The following is a 13,315-nucleotide window of genomic DNA, read 5'->3' as shown; positions in this document are numbered from 1 at the left end:
CGCTCACGGCAGGTCGGCCGAGGGGCGCGGGCCTGAGCCGAGGCGTCCCGCGGCGGCAGCGCGCCGGGCAGCGAGGGGGACCGCGCCCGCCGGCGAACAGGCGTCGCCGGAGGGCGCAGCGACGCCAGAGGTGAGCAGGGAAGCGCATCGGTTCTCCTCGAGAAGCGGCAGGGGGCTGAGCAGCGGGTCGAAGCGACGCCACCGCTCAGCCCCGGTGGGCGTCAGCTCAGTCGGCGACGAGCTGGTTCGCGGTCCGCAGCACGCTCGACGAGACCAGGGCGTCCGCGTCCAGCGGCGACTGCGCTCTGACCCGGAACGTCACGGCCTCGCCCGGCAGCAGGGTGACGAGCTGGTCGTCGACCGTCGCGGCCTGGTCGAGCTTGTCGACGAGGAGGGTGAGGTCGCGCACGAGGTTCTCGGCCGTGACCGTCACCTCCGCGACGCCGTCGAGCTGCCGCACCGACGTCGTGACCACGGCCGCCTCGAGCGCAGAGGCGCGGTACTCGGCGAAGAACCAGAAGGCGCGTTCCCCGGCGAGGTCGACCACGAGGAGCTCGGAGGTGGCGTCACCCGCCGCGCCGATGCCGACCGCGAGCGTCGCGGTCGAGCGCGCAGCCAGAGCCACCTCGTGCCGCTCCTCCGCCAGCACTCGTCCTCGAAGCTCATGCGGCGGACGATGCACTCCCCCGACCACTCGAGAGCACTGTCGTTCACCGCGACCACCGCGAGGCCCTCGTCCCGGGGCTGCACGGTGAGCAGGCGGTCCTCGTAGACGTGCTTGAGCGCGTAGAGCAGCGGCTTGGCGACGCCGTAGCCGTCCACCGCCGCCCAGGAGGTGACGGGCCAGCAGTCGTTCAGCTGCCAGACGATCGAGCCCATGCAGCGCGGGCTCTCGGAGCGCTGGTGCTCGATCGCCAGGGTGACCGCGAGCGCCTGATTCAGGGACATGGCCCAGTGCCAGTCCTCGGTGTCGTCCGGCAGCGGCAGGTGCGCGACGAGTCCGTCCGTGAGCTTGTCGTTGCCGTCGGTCGCCTTCTGGTGGTGGATCATCCCGGGCGACTCCGGGGTCAGCGGAGAATCCGAGATCGAGCGCTGGATCGTGGACCAGCTCGCCGGCCCCTGCCAGCCGAACTCGGCGACGAATCGGGCGTGCACGTCGCGGTACGCGGGGTAGTCCACGCGGTTCCACAGCTCCCAGAGGTGCACGGAGCCGTGATCGACGTCGTTCGCGAAGATCTGCGGGTCACCGGACCACGGCTGCCCGGGGTGTAGGCGCGCTCGGGGTCGAGCTCCGCGACCAGGCGCGGCAGGAGGTCGAGGTAGTACCCGAGCCCCCAGGTGCGGCCCTGGAGACGCTTCTCCCAGCCCCACTCCTCGAAGCCCCAGATGTTCTCGTTGTTGCCGTTCCAGAGCGCGAGGCTCGGGTGCGGCATGATGCGGGTCACGTTGTCGCGCACCTCGGCCTCGACCTCGCTGCGCAGCGGCTCCTCCTCGGCGTAGGCGGCGCAGGCGAAGAGGAAGTCCTGCCAGACGAGGATCCCGCGCTCGTCGCAGAGCTCGTAGAAGTCGTCGGACTCGAAGTAGCCGCCGCCCCAGATGCGCAGCAGGTTCATGTTGGCGAACTCAGCCTGGTCCATCCGTCGGGCGAGACGGGCGCGGTCGACGCGGGTGGCGAAGGCGTCGTCGGGGATCCAGTTCGCACCGCGGATCCAGACGGGCTCGCCGTTCACGACGAAGCGGAACGAGGTCCCCTCCGCGTCCTGGTCGAGCTGGACGTCGATGGTGCGGAAGCCGATGCGGTGCGAGCGGGAGTCGATCGACTCGCCGTCGATGCTCAGGACGACCTCGAGGTCGAAGAGGGGCTGCTCGCCGAAGCCGCGCGGCCACCACACAGCGACGTCCTCGACCGAGAGCTCGAGCACCGCCGAGCTCTCGTCGGCGGGGACAGCGGTGGTCGCCGTCACTCCGGCGACGGTGGCGTCCAGCTCGACCTCGACGTCGGAGGTGCGGTCGAGGTCGATGTGCACGGCCACTCGGCCCGTGCTTCCGTCGACGGTGACGACGGGTCGCACGGAAGCGAGCCGCGCGGTGGTCCAGGCCGCCAGGGTGAGCGGCTTCCAGATACCGACGGAGGCGGCGTCCAGGCCCCAGTCCCAGCCGAAGTTGCAGGCGGCCTTGCGGAGCGCGTTGAAGGGGTGGGAGTAGGTGTGCGGACGGTAGCCGATCTCGAGGCTGGCCCGGTCCGCCTCCGCGACGGGAGACGCGAAGCGCACGACGAGTTCGTTCGCGCCTTCGTGCAGCACGCCGTCGACGCGCACGCGGTAGGTGCGGTGCTGGTTGCGGGTGCTCGCGATCTCGTGACCGTTGAGGGACACGGTGGCGACGGTGTCGAGGCCTTCGAAGACGAGCTCGTGCACGTCGTGGTCGTCGGGCGTCCAGTCGAAGGAGGTGGAGTACTCCCAGTCGGTCTCGCCGATCCAGGTCACCTTCTTCTCGTTCTGGTCGAGGTACGGGTCGGGGATGAGCCCGGCCGCGAGCAGGTCGGTGTGGACGAGGCCGGGGACGACCGCGGGGACGACGGCCGAGACCAGCTCGGCGGGAATCGGCCCGCGGGTCGCGCGGACGCTCCAGCCGTCGTGCAGCGGACGGCTGGTGGCCGCCGCGGTGCGAGGGGTGGTGTCGAGGGTGTGGGTCACTTCGTAGCTCCTGATGTCAGTCCGTTGTAGATGAAGCGCTGGAGGAAGAGGAACGCGATCAGCGTCGGGACGATCACGAGGATCGTGCCGGCGGCGATGACCTCCGCACTGCGCCCCGAAGGGCCCCATGAAGCGGAAGAGGGAGGTCGAGATCACGCCGAGATCGCGCGAGGGCATGTAGAGGAAGGGGATGTAGAACTCGTTGTAGACCGCGATGCCCTTGATGATCACGACGGTCGCGATCGCGGGCTTGAGCAGCGGCAGGATGATCCGCCAGTACACGGTGAAGCGGCTCGCGCCGTCGAGCATCGCGGCCTCGTCGAGGGAGACGGGGATCGACTGCACGAACTGCAGGAAGATGTAGATCGCGACGATGTCGGTGCCGGTGAAGAGCAGGATCGCCGACCAGCGGGTGTTGAAGAGGTCGAGCGCGTTGATCACCTGGAAGGTCGCGACCTGCGTCGTGACTCCCGGCACGAGGGTCGCCAGCAGGAAGAGCCCGGTCACGAGGCGCCGTCCGCGGAAGCGGAAGCGGTCGATCGCGTACGCCGCCATCGTCCCGATGAAGACGGTGCCGGCGATCGACACCACCAGGAGTGATCCCGGTGTCGAGGAAGCCCGCGACCGATCCCGCCCTGGGTGAAGGCGATCGCGAAGTTCTCGAAGTTGAACCAGTTGCTCGGGGGCACGGAGGGGCCGGTGCTGCGGTATTCCGCCGACGTCTTGAACGCGAGCATGAAGATGGTGACGATCGGGAGCAGCGCGAACACGCAGGCGATCACGAGCGAGCCGTACTTGCCGAGGCCGGCGAGGGTGGAGCGGGATCGGCCGCGTCGACGCCGAGCCGGCGCGGGCGAGGTGATCGCGGGCCGCTGTCCTCGACGGGCAGACCGGTGACGTCGGCCTGTCGCGGCTGAGTGTCGGTCATTCCTGGCCGCCTTTCTCGTCGGGGAAGACGCGGCGCTGGACCGCGGTGATGATGAGGACGATCGCGAGCAGGACGACGGCCATGGCCGAGGCGAGGCCGACCTTCGAGTAGCGGAAGGCGGTGTCGACGGTCTGGATGACAAAGGTCTCGGACCTGTTGGCGCCGCCGGTCATGATGTACGGCATCTCGAACGCCGACAGGGCTCCGGCGATCGCGAGGATGAACGAGAGCTCGAGGATGCGCCGGATGCTCGGCACGATGATGAAGCGGAACTTGTCGAAGGCGGTCGCGCCGTCGATGTCGGGCGGCCTCGTACTGCTCTTCGGGCACCGACTGGATGGCGCCGAGGAACAGCACGAAGTTCAGTCCCATGTACCGCCAGACCGAGGTGGCGGCGAGGGAGACGTTCACCACCGAGGGGTCGCCGAGCCACTGCGGAGTGTCCTGCACCCGAGAGCGCCGAGGACCGCGTCGAGGGTGCCGTCGGGTCGGAAGAAGTAGAGGAACATCAGCCCGATGGCGACGCCGTTGATCAGGTAGGGGAAGAAGATGACGCCCTTGAAGAAGTTGCGGAACCGGGTGTTGAAGCTCAGCAGCGTCGCGAAGAACAGTGCGAGTCCGAGCTGCGCGACGGCGCCCGCGAGGTAGAAGAGGCTGACGAAGAAGACGCGGAAGATCTCGGGCCGGGTGAAGATCTCGACGTAGTCTCGAGGCCGACGAAGGTCTTGTCCGGGTCGAGGCTGTCCCAGTCGGTGACGCTGTACCAGAACATGTTCGCGACCGGGATGTAGGTCAGAACGACGAGGAAGGCGAGCGGCACCGCCAGGAAGAGCCACGGAGTGATCCGGCGCCTCGGTGAGCCGCTGCCCGCGTCGGGTGCGGATCCTTCTTGCTCGCTCCGACCTCGAGAGGCGGAGCATCGGTGATCGCCATGTCGATCTCGGCATCTCTCGGATGCGGTCGAGGGTGGCACCCGCCGTGGTCGGCGGGCCACCCCCGGGGTCTTACTCCGCGACGACGGCGCGGGCGGTGGCCCAGCGCTCGTTGAGGTCGGCGAAGAGGGCCCTTGTCGCCGTCGCCGGCGCCACGTGCGGCGTCGATGAGTTCTGGCGGTAGGCGTTGCCGAAGAGGTCGATCTCGGCCTCGTTGGCGATGTCGTTGATGACCGCCTCCTTGCCGACCGGGTCGGGGGCGAGCTCGAGGTACTGCACGCCGAGTGCGTCGAAGTCGGCGAGGGTGTCGAGCGGGTCGGTGATGACCGGGTTGATCGCGCCCTGGCTCGCCGCGTAGCCGGACTCGTTCGTGAACCAGTCGATCCAGGCGCGAGCGGTGGCCTTGTTCTCGGAGTTCTTGTTGATCGCGAGGAACTTGTCCGAGGCGGTCACCGAGGAAGACACCGTCCTGTGCCCAGGGCATCGGCCAGAAGCCGATGGTGTCGCGCGGCTTGCCGGCCTTCTCGGCAGCGTCCTGCATCTGCGAGACGGCCCAGGAGCCGAGCACCATCGAGCCGATGTCGCCGCTGGCGAGCAGGTCCTTCGACTCCTCCCAGTTGGTGGTGGTCGGGTCGTCCTCGCTGAGGCCGGCGGCGACCGTGTCGTAGAGCAGACCGTCGATGTTGTACTGGTCGTTGCCCTCGGTCCACGGAGCGTCGTCGGCGATCATCTCGGTGCGCACGTCCTCGCCCTGCACCGTGCCGAGGTTGCCCTCGATGGTGGCGAGGGCCATCCGTCCTTGTAGTTCGTGTAGTACGGAGTGACGCCGTTCGCCTTGATCTTCTCGAGAGCGGCGAGGTACTCCTCCTCCGTCGTCGGCGGCGCCGTGACACCGGCGGCGGTCCACACGTCGCGGTTGAAGACGTAGCCCATGGCGGAGCTGAAGGTCGAGATGCCGTAGGCGGTGCCGTCGAACGAACCCTCATTGGTGAAGCGGTACTGCGACGACAGCTCCTCGGTGCTGCCGAGCGGCTCGAAGTAGTTCGCGTAGTCGTCCTGGTGACGTTCGAGCTCGATGAGCAGTACGTCGCCGTAGTCCTTCGAGTTCAGGCGGATCTTGGTGTCGCCCTCGTAGTCGGTCAGCGCCTCGAACTTCACGGTCGTGCCGGGGTACTTTCCTCGAACGCCTTCGCGTAGTCGGCGAAGGTCGTGTCGACGATGTCGGTGCGGTTGGTGAGGACGGTGATCTCGCCCGAGGGCTCTCCCGGAGTCGTTGCCCGCGCCGGCGGAGCATCCGGAGAGGGCAGGGATGCCGAGATGGCGACGGCGGCGATGCCGATCAGCGCCGTTCGGCGGGTGGGGTGGTATCGGTGCACGGTTGCTCTCCTTGGGGCCGTCGCCGCCATCGGCGACGGGGTGGTGCTGGTGAGGAAGGGAGGAGGTGGGCTAGTGGCGGCCGTGCCACCACTGCCAGACGGCGGGCAGGTACCGCTTGACCAGCCACTCCAGCCACGAAGGCACCGAGGGAGTGGACGGCCCCCAGGTGCGGGCGTCAGTCGGCGTGGGGTCGCAGTCGGCGTCGGTGACGCGGTCGGCGTCGGCGTTGCGGTCGGCGTCCCGGTCGGGGTCGGCGTCGGCGTCGGCTGGGCGTCACCCGGCGGGTACTGCCTGCACGTCGTCGACGGTGAGGGCGCCGGTTCCGCTTCCGTTGATGTAGAGGGCGTACTGGCTGACCGACGTCAGGTCGAGGTCCGCCTCCGGGGCCCACGCCGGCGGGGCGAAGTCCTCGAACGGGATCCGATGGTCGCGGTCCGTCGGCGTCGGGCGTGACCGAGGCCTCCGCAGTAGGCGCCGTTCGCGACGAACTGCACCGCGAGGGATCGTCCGCGTCGGTGTCGACCTGGAAAGAGAGACCGGTGCGGCCCCACCAGTCCTGGGCGGTGTCGAAGGTCTTCACGACCTCGGCGTATCCGCGGTGGCGAGGTCGTAGTCGAGTGCGGCAGTGGAGCCGGTGACGGCGTCCGGTACGAGCGTCGGTGTGATGGTGCCGCCGCCCGTGTTGCGGACGTAGGCGGCCTGCAGGGCCGCGTCGTCGGCGTAGCTCTCGAAGTCGTCGATGATGACGGGTTCGTGGGCAGGGCGGCCGCCTCGAACGAGCGGACCTCGGAGGTGGTAGCGCCGACCTCGTTCACCGCCGTGACCTGCCAGTAGTAGCGGGTGCCGGGGGTCAGGTCGGTCGCCGGGCGGTAGATAGTCGCGGACAGCCCGGTGGTTGAGACGAGCGGATCCGAGAGGTCGCTCGAGGTCGACAGTTCGAATCGGTAGTACGCGGCGTCGACGGCGGGCTGCCACGTGAAGGTCGGTGTCGCCCGGATCGCGGTGGCGTCGTCCTCGGGGTTCCGAGCGCAGCGGCGCCGGGAGCTCCGGGCTCTGCCGCGTTCGGCGAGAAGAGGCGCGACGGAGCCGATCTGGGGCGTCCACACCTCGCCCGGAGCCTGAGGCCAGGAGATCCGAGGCGATCGACGCCCGAGAGAGCCGCGGGCGCTGTACGTAGGCCTTCCAGTTTCCGGTTCCGCCGCGTGCGTCCACGGTGAGGGACGTCCAGGTGGTCCCGTCCGCGGAGCCCTCGATCATCAACGGCGCGACCGGCTGGTCGGGCCAGTAGTAGGCGGTGATGTCGGCGCCGCTGATGTCGTCGAGGGAGTAGGTCAGGCTCGCCGGGTCGGCGCTGTCGCGCTTCACGCGGAGCCGTCACCGCCGAACAGCGCGGGGTTCCCGCTGTCGAAGGAGAGGCTGCCGTCGCGCAGGTCGTCTTCGAGAAGTCGTCCAGCGGGTCGAATAGAGCCACCTTCGCGCGGCGCTCGTGATCGTGGCGCGCTCGACGGAGCCGGCACCCGTCCAGCCTGAGTCGCACAGCGCTGCCTGCGAGGTCGGCGGCGGTGATCGTCGTGCGTCCGTCGAGTTCGGTGGCCGTGGTCCGTACGGGCGTCCAGGTCGATCCGTCCGCGGTGGTCTCGACGAGTGGCGTCCACGTCGGAGACGAGGAAGGAGGCCTCGCTGATTCCGTCGCGCTGCCACGTGATGCTGGCGGCGCGTCGGCGGCCGCCGGGACGACTCCACCGTCCACGGTGGCGGTGATCCGGGCGCCCTCGTGTGCGGACGTGAGCGACCAGCTCTGCAGCGGGTCGACGAGCACGGCTCCTCCGGTCGGTGCGGCAAGGACGTCGGACGCGGGTCCGCGCTCGTCGCCCGCACCCACCGGGATGACGCGGTGGGCGCCGGCCGGTGATTCGAGATCGGTGACGGGCGAGGCGGAGGCGGACACGGTCCCCTCCGTCAGATCGGTCCACTCTCCGTCCTCGACGGAGCGCTGGACCACGTAGCCCTCAGCCTCCGGCGGTGCCGCGCCAGGAGACGACGTTGATGCCGTAGTTCTGATCGATGGCTGTGATCAGCGGCGAACCGAGCTCGAGCTCCCCGGCGTGCTGCCGGTCTCTACGCCGTACGCCTCGGATGGCGGCGACGCTCTCCTTCTCGAGCGAGTCGCCCGGGTAGTGGAGCGTGAAGCCATCGTCGTGCGGCACGAATCCGCCGCGGTCGTTGTTGCCGAAGAGCGACCAGAAGAACATCCCCGAGACGTTCTCGTCCGCTGCAACGGCTCCGAGGAGCTCCTGGCTGGCAGCGGTCGAAGCGTACTCACCGGCGATGTAGACCTTGCCTGCGCCGGCGACGGTCGCGGCGTCCGCCGAAACGCGCTCCGCGGTCGGCGGGTAGTAGTGGACGTCGACGATGTCGAGGTCCTCGGCCGCGAGGGTGTCGGGGTCGATGTCGAAGCGACGGCCTGCAGCGACGAGCTGCTCGGGCGCCTGCTCCTTGATGTGGGCGACCTGCTCGTCGATCCAGTCGAGGGTCATCCCCTCGAGCTCGTTGCCGAGCTCCCAGGCCATGATCGTGGGGTCGTCGACGAACGGGATCCCCAGTGATCGAGTTGGTGTGCCCGAGGATGTGGTCGACGTAGTCCTGGTAGCTGTCGATCGCGGCGGGGTCGGCGTAGAAGTCGGCCGGCTCCAAGCCGAGCGGTGTCGGAAGTCGCGGTGACCGCCGTGGTAGTACTGCCACTCGTCGGTCAGCGGCAGCACGAGCCGGATGCCGAGCGTGCCCGCGTAGGCGACGGCGAAATCGATCGTGCGGAACGCCTCCTCGTTGTACTCGCCGAGGCGGGGCATCAGCGCGAGGGGGTTCTGATCGTTCTGGCCCGTCGAGGTCATCATGTGCGATCGGACGACGGTGACACCCATCTGCGCGGCGGTATCGAGTGCGTCCTTGATCCGGAAGTACGTCGGGTAGTCCACTTCGACGTTCTCGTCGAGGCCGAGCCAGTAGATGTTGGTGCCGCTCGCGCGGAAGCGCTCCCCGTCGAGCATCAGCGAGCTGCCCTCGCGCTGGACGAAATCGGTGTTCTCACTGGTCCAGTCGAGCGGCGGGTCGGCAGAGGCGGGGGCAGCGACGACGAGAGTCGACGCGGTCACAGCGATGAGAGCGGCACCGGCGAGGCAGGTACGCACAGGCGTCCTCAGGGAGGCGGGCAGGGCTGATCGGGTCATGTGTTCTCCAGGGCTCCTTCGACCGGGCGGGACGCACCGGCGGCAAGGGGCGCTCTTTCGCGGTGCCCCCACAGACTCGTCGACGCAGCGGGGCCCTCGTCAATACAAAAGTAAATAATTTATGGAACGATCGACGAGTGCTTCCTCCCGCTTGCTCCCGCCGCCGGCCCGAGCTAAGTCGTCGGAGCCCCCGTGGAACCGCGAGGGACGATGACCACGGCCGGGCTGCTGATCGGGTCGCCCCCTCGCCCGGCGATCTCCTCGAGCAGCTCGCGACCGGCCAGCATCCCGATCACCTGCACGTCGTGCGAGACCGCGGACAGCGGCGGCTCGCTCAGCTGGCACTGCGCGGAGTCGTCCCACGCGAGGAGGGACAGCTCGCTGGGGACCTGCCTCCCGCCGTCGCGGGCCTCGTCGAGCCCGCCGAGCGCCATCAGGTCGCTGTCGAAGATGACTGCAGTGGGCTTCTCGGCGCCCTCCAGCAGCGACCGCAGGGCGCGGGCGCCCGAGGCCCTCGAGTAGTCGCCGGAGGCATGCGTCACGGCGATTCCCCTCCGCCCGCACTCGTGCTCGAACGTCTCCCGTCGGATCCGCGTGTGGAGGAGCTCCGCCGGGCCGGCGACGTGAGCGATCCGCCGATGCCCGAGGCCCTCGAGGAACTCCACGGCGCTGCGCATCGCGTTGTCGTCGTCCGTCCACACGGCCCGGAAGCCGTCCGCCGCGCTGGGGGGGCCGACGACGACGGCCGGCAGCCCCAGGCTCCGGACGTACTCGGGCCGGCGATCGTCGACCTCGAGGTCGACCACGATGACCGCGCTCACCTCGCCGTCCTCGCTCCAGCGCCGGTAGGTCTCGAACTCGGCCGCCTCGTCGGGCAGGACGTTCAGGAGCACCGAGTACCCCGCGGGCCGCACCGTCCGCTCCACTCCGGCGATGAACTCGTGGAAGTAGGGCTCCGCACCCATGATCTCGGTCGCACGGACGAGCGCGAGGCCGATCGGTCGGGGAAGTGCCGTCCGAGTCATCGACGTAGTCCTCTCTGCACAGACCCTCAGCGTAGGGCGCTCCGTCACGGCTCCCCTTCTTCGCGGAAGCCGGCCGTCGGCCGTCCCGTACGCTGTCGAACGTGATGAGAGGAGCCCCCCATGGCTCGTCGTGAAGCGACTCCCGCCGCACCCGGCAGCCGTGCCCTCGTGGTCGACCTCATCCGCTCGTCCGGTCCGATCAGCCGGGTCGAGCTGACGGCCGCGACCGGCCTCACGCAGCCGGCGATCTCGATGATCGTCCGCAAGCTGCTCACGGACGGGATCATCCGGCAGACCGGCTCGACCTCGACGGGCGGCAAGCCCCGTCAGCTCCTCGAGATCAACGCCCGTGCCCGGATCGGCATCGGCGTGCAGCTCGGCTTCGAGTCGATCACGCTCGTGGCCACCGACACCGGAGGCGGCGTCATCGCGCGCCAGCAGATCGATGGAGCCGCGCTCGCCTCACCAGAGGAGGTCACCGAGCGCATCGTGGGCGCCTACGAGGACTTCGTGCGTGGGACCGCGATCGACCGGCGCTCGATCGCTGGGGTCGCCGCTGTGGCGCCCGGTCCGATCGACCAGCAGGCCGGCCGCGTCCTGGGCCCTCCGACACTGCACCACTGGCGGGACTTCCCGCTCCGGCGAGCACTCGGCGCCGGCATCGGCGCTCCGATCCTCCTCGACAACGATGCCGCGGCGGCCGGCATCGGCGAGTACTGGAGCCGCGGCGTCTCGCGACACCGCACGTTCGGCACCATCTACGTCGGCACCGGCATCGGCGCGGGAGTCGTCCTCGACGGGGCTCTCCTCCGCGGCGCGAGCTCCAATGCGGTCGAGGTCGGCCACATCTCGATCGTCCCCGGCGGTCGCGAGTGCTTCTGCGGCAATCGCGGCTGCCTCGAGCGCTACGCGGCCCCCGCCGTCATCGTCGAGGGCGCCCGCGACGATCCCGAGTCGTTCATCGACCTCGAGCTGGCGTTCCGGCCGGAGGAGCAGGGTCGCGACCTCGACGTGCTGAGCCTCGCCGCCATCAACGGTCACCCCGCAGCGCTCGCGCTCATCGGGAAGGCCGCCGACCACCTCGCGGAGGGCGCTCTCACCCTCGTCAACCTCTTCGACCTGGACGAGCTCGTGCTCACCGGGCCGGGGGTCGCCATCGCCGGCTCGATCTACACCCGGGCGATCCGCTCGAAGCTCGACGAGCGCCGCTTCGCTCGTCGCGCCCACCCCCTCGACGTCTCGCTCTCGAGCAACCCCCGCGACGCCGCCGCCGTCGGCGCCTCGTCGCTCGTGCTGCAGAGCACGCTCTCCCAGGGCACGGGCCGATCCTGCAGCGGCACGAGGACGACCGTGCCGGAGCGTGATACTCCCGCCGGCCGCGTCCGCGGACTGACGGCACGGACTCCCGACGGGGACGCTCACGCCTTCCTCGGCGTCCCGTTCGCCCGGGCGACCCGCCGCTTCCGCCCTGCCGCTCCCGTCGCACGGTGGGGCGGGGTGCGGGCCGCGACCCGGATCGGGCCGTCGGCGCCGCAGAGCGCACAGGGCTCCGGCGACCCGCTCGGCGACGAGGACGCCTGCCTCACCCTGAACATCTGGGCACCGTCGAGGCGGGACGGCGCGGCGCCCGGTGCTCGTCTGGATCCACGGCGGGCTGCACGTGGCGGGATCGAACTCCGACCCCCTGTGCGACGGTGCTCGCCTCGCCACCCGCACGGGCACCGTCGTCGTCGCAGTCAACCACAGACTCGGCGCCCTCGGATTCCTCACCCTCGACCACCTCCTCGGCGAGGAGTACCGCGACTCGGGGAACGCCGCACTCCACGACGTGATCGCCGCGCTCGAGTGGGTGCGGGAGAACATCGGCGCGTTCGGAGGCGATCCTCGGCTGTGACCCTCGCGGGCCAATCGGCCGGCGCGACGACGGTCGCGATGCTCCTCGCCGCCGATGCCGCCGCGGGGCTCTTCCACCGGGCGATCCTGCACAGCGCCGATCCCGAGCGGATCGGCGACCGGGACTACGGCGAAGCCGTCACGGACGATCTCCTCGGCCTCCTCGACCTCCACGCAGCACCCCGCCGACTCCTCGACCTGCCGGTACCGCTGATCCTCGAGGCTGCAGAACCGGCTCCTCGCCCAGCGGTCCCTCGCGCAGCCCGACGACCGTCGCGGTGTTCCGCGCCGCTCTCGACGGGCGTCTGCTGACCCGCCCGCCCGTAGCCGCCCTCCGACAGGGTGCCTCGACGAACGTCGACCTCATCGTGGGCACGAACGTCAACGATGCGTCCGGCGCTGTCGACCTCGAGGCCGGTGACGACGAGGCGTGGCGTCGCCGACCGGACGAGCGGCTGCAGGCGCTGCTCCCCCGGCTGCAGGGCGATCGCTCCTCCGCCTACCGCGACGCGCTCGCCCTCGTCCTCGGTCGTCCCCCGTCGGATGCGGAGGCGCTCGAAGCATGCCTGGCCGACGAGATCTACCGGCAGCCGAGCCACCGGCTCCTCGATGCGCGCGCGGGCGCAGAGGCGTCGACGCGCGCGTTCCTGTTCGCCCATCGCGTCGATGATGGCGCGGTGCGGCGCACTCGCTCGAGCTTCCGTTCCTCTTCCGGAACCTCGACAGGGCCGATGCCGCCCTCCTCGAGGAGGAGGACGGGGACGCGCTCGCGCTGAGCGATGCGATCACCGACCGATGGGCAGCCTTCATCGCGGGACGGGCGCCGGACGGCTGGCCCGAGTACTCGGCGGCCCGCCGGTCCACACTCGTCCTGGCGCATCCTCCCGTCGTCGAGAGCGCTCCTCGAGAAGCCGTCCGTCGACTCGTGGCGCAGGCGCGCCCGTGACCCCGTGAGGAGCGCGAGCGGATCCTGATGCGCAGCGGCGCCGAGCAGGACCGACCGGCGGATCGGGATCCCGGCCGGGCCCGACCCGCGTCAGTCGTCGAGCCGCGCCCGCACCCGCGGATCCGGGGAGAACCGGCCGCGCGGGATCCGCGAGCGCACCAGCATGCCGACTCCGATCAGCGTCGCCGCGGCGCCGAGCACGATGCCGCTCACCGCGTCGATCCGGCCCTGCGACTCGGCGTTCACGAGGCTGAGCAGCGCCGTCTGCGCGAGCACGAGCAGCACGAGGGC

Annotated in this window: 17 protein-coding genes and 1 pseudogene; 2 read left to right on the top strand and 16 right to left on the bottom strand. The window is 70.1% G+C overall.

Annotation, left to right across the window (positions count from 1 at the left end):
• Positions 1 to 226 precede the first annotated feature (226 nt).
• The 15 genes and pseudogenes from AC0CII_RS17765 to AC0CII_RS17695 form a co-directional block, all read right to left on the bottom strand.
• Complete coding sequence (locus tag AC0CII_RS17765) at positions 227 to 460, bottom strand: hypothetical protein (protein WP_465230205.1); 234 nt, start codon at positions 458 to 460, stop codon at positions 227 to 229.
• Positions 430 to 1,179, bottom strand: coding sequence for a hypothetical protein (locus AC0CII_RS17760; RefSeq protein WP_465230204.1), 750 nt, complete (start codon positions 1,177 to 1,179; stop codon positions 430 to 432). The genes AC0CII_RS17765 and AC0CII_RS17760 overlap by 31 nt, the downstream gene beginning before the upstream one ends.
• Positions 1,068 to 3,287 carry a glycosyl hydrolase 2 galactose-binding domain-containing protein gene (locus AC0CII_RS17755; protein WP_465230203.1) on the bottom strand — a complete coding sequence of 740 codons (2,220 nt, stop codon included), beginning with the start codon at positions 3,285 to 3,287 and terminating at the stop codon, positions 1,068 to 1,070. The genes AC0CII_RS17760 and AC0CII_RS17755 overlap by 112 nt, the downstream gene beginning before the upstream one ends.
• Positions 3,200 to 3,466 carry a hypothetical protein gene (locus tag AC0CII_RS17750; protein ID WP_465230202.1) on the bottom strand — a complete coding sequence of 89 codons (267 nt, stop codon included), beginning with the start codon at positions 3,464 to 3,466 and terminating at the stop codon, positions 3,200 to 3,202. Before AC0CII_RS17750 ends, AC0CII_RS17755 begins: the two co-directional genes overlap by 88 nt.
• 8 nt (positions 3,467 to 3,474) lie before the next feature.
• Positions 3,475 to 3,624, bottom strand: a complete 150-nt coding sequence (locus tag AC0CII_RS17745; protein WP_465230201.1) for a hypothetical protein — start codon at positions 3,622 to 3,624, stop codon at positions 3,475 to 3,477.
• Positions 3,621 to 3,881: a hypothetical protein gene (locus AC0CII_RS17740; protein WP_465230200.1), complete on the bottom strand. Its 261-nt coding sequence runs from the start codon at positions 3,879 to 3,881 to the stop codon at positions 3,621 to 3,623. Before AC0CII_RS17740 ends, AC0CII_RS17745 begins: the two co-directional genes overlap by 4 nt.
• Positions 3,882 to 4,031: 150 nt before the next feature.
• The gene (locus AC0CII_RS17735; RefSeq protein ID WP_465231128.1) at positions 4,032 to 4,544 is read right to left on the bottom strand and encodes a hypothetical protein; all 513 of its coding nucleotides are present in this window, start codon (positions 4,542 to 4,544) and stop codon (positions 4,032 to 4,034) included.
• Positions 4,545 to 4,628: 84 nt separating this feature from the next.
• On the bottom strand, positions 4,629 to 5,009 hold the full coding sequence (locus AC0CII_RS17730) for a hypothetical protein (RefSeq protein ID WP_465231127.1): 381 nt from the start codon (positions 5,007 to 5,009) through the stop codon (positions 4,629 to 4,631).
• A gap of 85 nt (positions 5,010 to 5,094) precedes the next feature.
• Positions 5,095 to 5,286: pseudogene (locus AC0CII_RS17725) on the bottom strand (carbohydrate ABC transporter substrate-binding protein); the annotation flags it as partial.
• Positions 5,283 to 5,714: a hypothetical protein gene (locus AC0CII_RS17720; protein ID WP_465230199.1), complete on the bottom strand. Its 432-nt coding sequence runs from the start codon at positions 5,712 to 5,714 to the stop codon at positions 5,283 to 5,285. The gene AC0CII_RS17720 and the pseudogene AC0CII_RS17725, both read right to left, overlap by 4 nt.
• Positions 5,711 to 5,932 carry a hypothetical protein gene (locus AC0CII_RS17715; RefSeq protein ID WP_465230198.1) on the bottom strand — a complete coding sequence of 74 codons (222 nt, stop codon included), beginning with the start codon at positions 5,930 to 5,932 and terminating at the stop codon, positions 5,711 to 5,713. Before AC0CII_RS17715 ends, AC0CII_RS17720 begins: the two co-directional genes overlap by 4 nt.
• A gap of 176 nt (positions 5,933 to 6,108) precedes the next feature.
• Positions 6,109 to 6,513, bottom strand: a complete 405-nt coding sequence (locus AC0CII_RS17710; protein ID WP_465230197.1) for a hypothetical protein — start codon at positions 6,511 to 6,513, stop codon at positions 6,109 to 6,111.
• On the bottom strand, positions 6,510 to 7,298 hold the full coding sequence (locus AC0CII_RS17705) for a hypothetical protein (protein ID WP_465230196.1): 789 nt from the start codon (positions 7,296 to 7,298) through the stop codon (positions 6,510 to 6,512). The genes AC0CII_RS17710 and AC0CII_RS17705 overlap by 4 nt, the downstream gene beginning before the upstream one ends.
• 644 nt (positions 7,299 to 7,942) lie before the next feature.
• On the bottom strand, positions 7,943 to 9,085 hold the full coding sequence (locus tag AC0CII_RS17700; protein ID WP_465230195.1) for a cellulase family glycosylhydrolase: 1,143 nt from the start codon (positions 9,083 to 9,085) through the stop codon (positions 7,943 to 7,945).
• Between the two features lie 248 nt (positions 9,086 to 9,333).
• Positions 9,334 to 10,185 carry a LacI family DNA-binding transcriptional regulator gene (locus AC0CII_RS17695; RefSeq protein ID WP_465230194.1) on the bottom strand — a complete coding sequence of 284 codons (852 nt, stop codon included), beginning with the start codon at positions 10,183 to 10,185 and terminating at the stop codon, positions 9,334 to 9,336.
• Between the two features lie 120 nt (positions 10,186 to 10,305).
• On the opposite strand from AC0CII_RS17695, the gene AC0CII_RS17690 reads away from it, so the two are divergent.
• Both AC0CII_RS17690 and AC0CII_RS17685 read left to right on the top strand, forming a co-directional pair.
• A complete protein-coding gene (locus AC0CII_RS17690; RefSeq protein WP_465230193.1) occupies positions 10,306 to 12,390 on the top strand; it encodes an ROK family protein in 2,085 nt (694 codons plus the stop codon).
• Complete coding sequence (locus AC0CII_RS17685) at positions 12,357 to 12,854, top strand: hypothetical protein (RefSeq protein ID WP_465230192.1); 498 nt, start codon at positions 12,357 to 12,359, stop codon at positions 12,852 to 12,854. The genes AC0CII_RS17690 and AC0CII_RS17685 overlap by 34 nt, the downstream gene beginning before the upstream one ends.
• Positions 12,855 to 13,114: 260 nt before the next feature.
• Here AC0CII_RS17685 and AC0CII_RS17680 read toward each other — a convergent pair whose 3' ends face one another.
• Positions 13,115 to 13,309: a hypothetical protein gene (locus tag AC0CII_RS17680; RefSeq protein ID WP_465230191.1), complete on the bottom strand. Its 195-nt coding sequence runs from the start codon at positions 13,307 to 13,309 to the stop codon at positions 13,115 to 13,117.
• Between the last annotated feature and the right edge of the window lie 6 nt (positions 13,310 to 13,315).

It is taken from the genome of Rathayibacter sp. AC182 (assembly GCF_979253875.1).
The sequence above is the reverse complement of the archived record's forward strand: the minus strand, read 5'-3'. Positions and strand labels throughout refer to the sequence as shown.

Excerpts from the sequence above, each read along its gene's own strand:
- AC0CII_RS17745 (WP_465230201.1), bottom strand. The coding sequence starts at position 3,624 with ATGACCGACACTCAGCCGCGACAGGCCGACGTCACCGGTCTGCCCGTC.
- AC0CII_RS17735 (WP_465231128.1), bottom strand. The coding sequence starts at position 4,544 with ATGCTCCGCCTCTCGAGGTCGGAGCGAGCAAGAAGGATCCGCACCCGA.
- AC0CII_RS17695 (WP_465230194.1), bottom strand. The coding sequence starts at position 10,185 with ATGACTCGGACGGCACTTCCCCGACCGATCGGCCTCGCGCTCGTCCGT.
- AC0CII_RS17690 (WP_465230193.1), top strand. The coding sequence starts at position 10,306 with ATGGCTCGTCGTGAAGCGACTCCCGCCGCACCCGGCAGCCGTGCCCTC.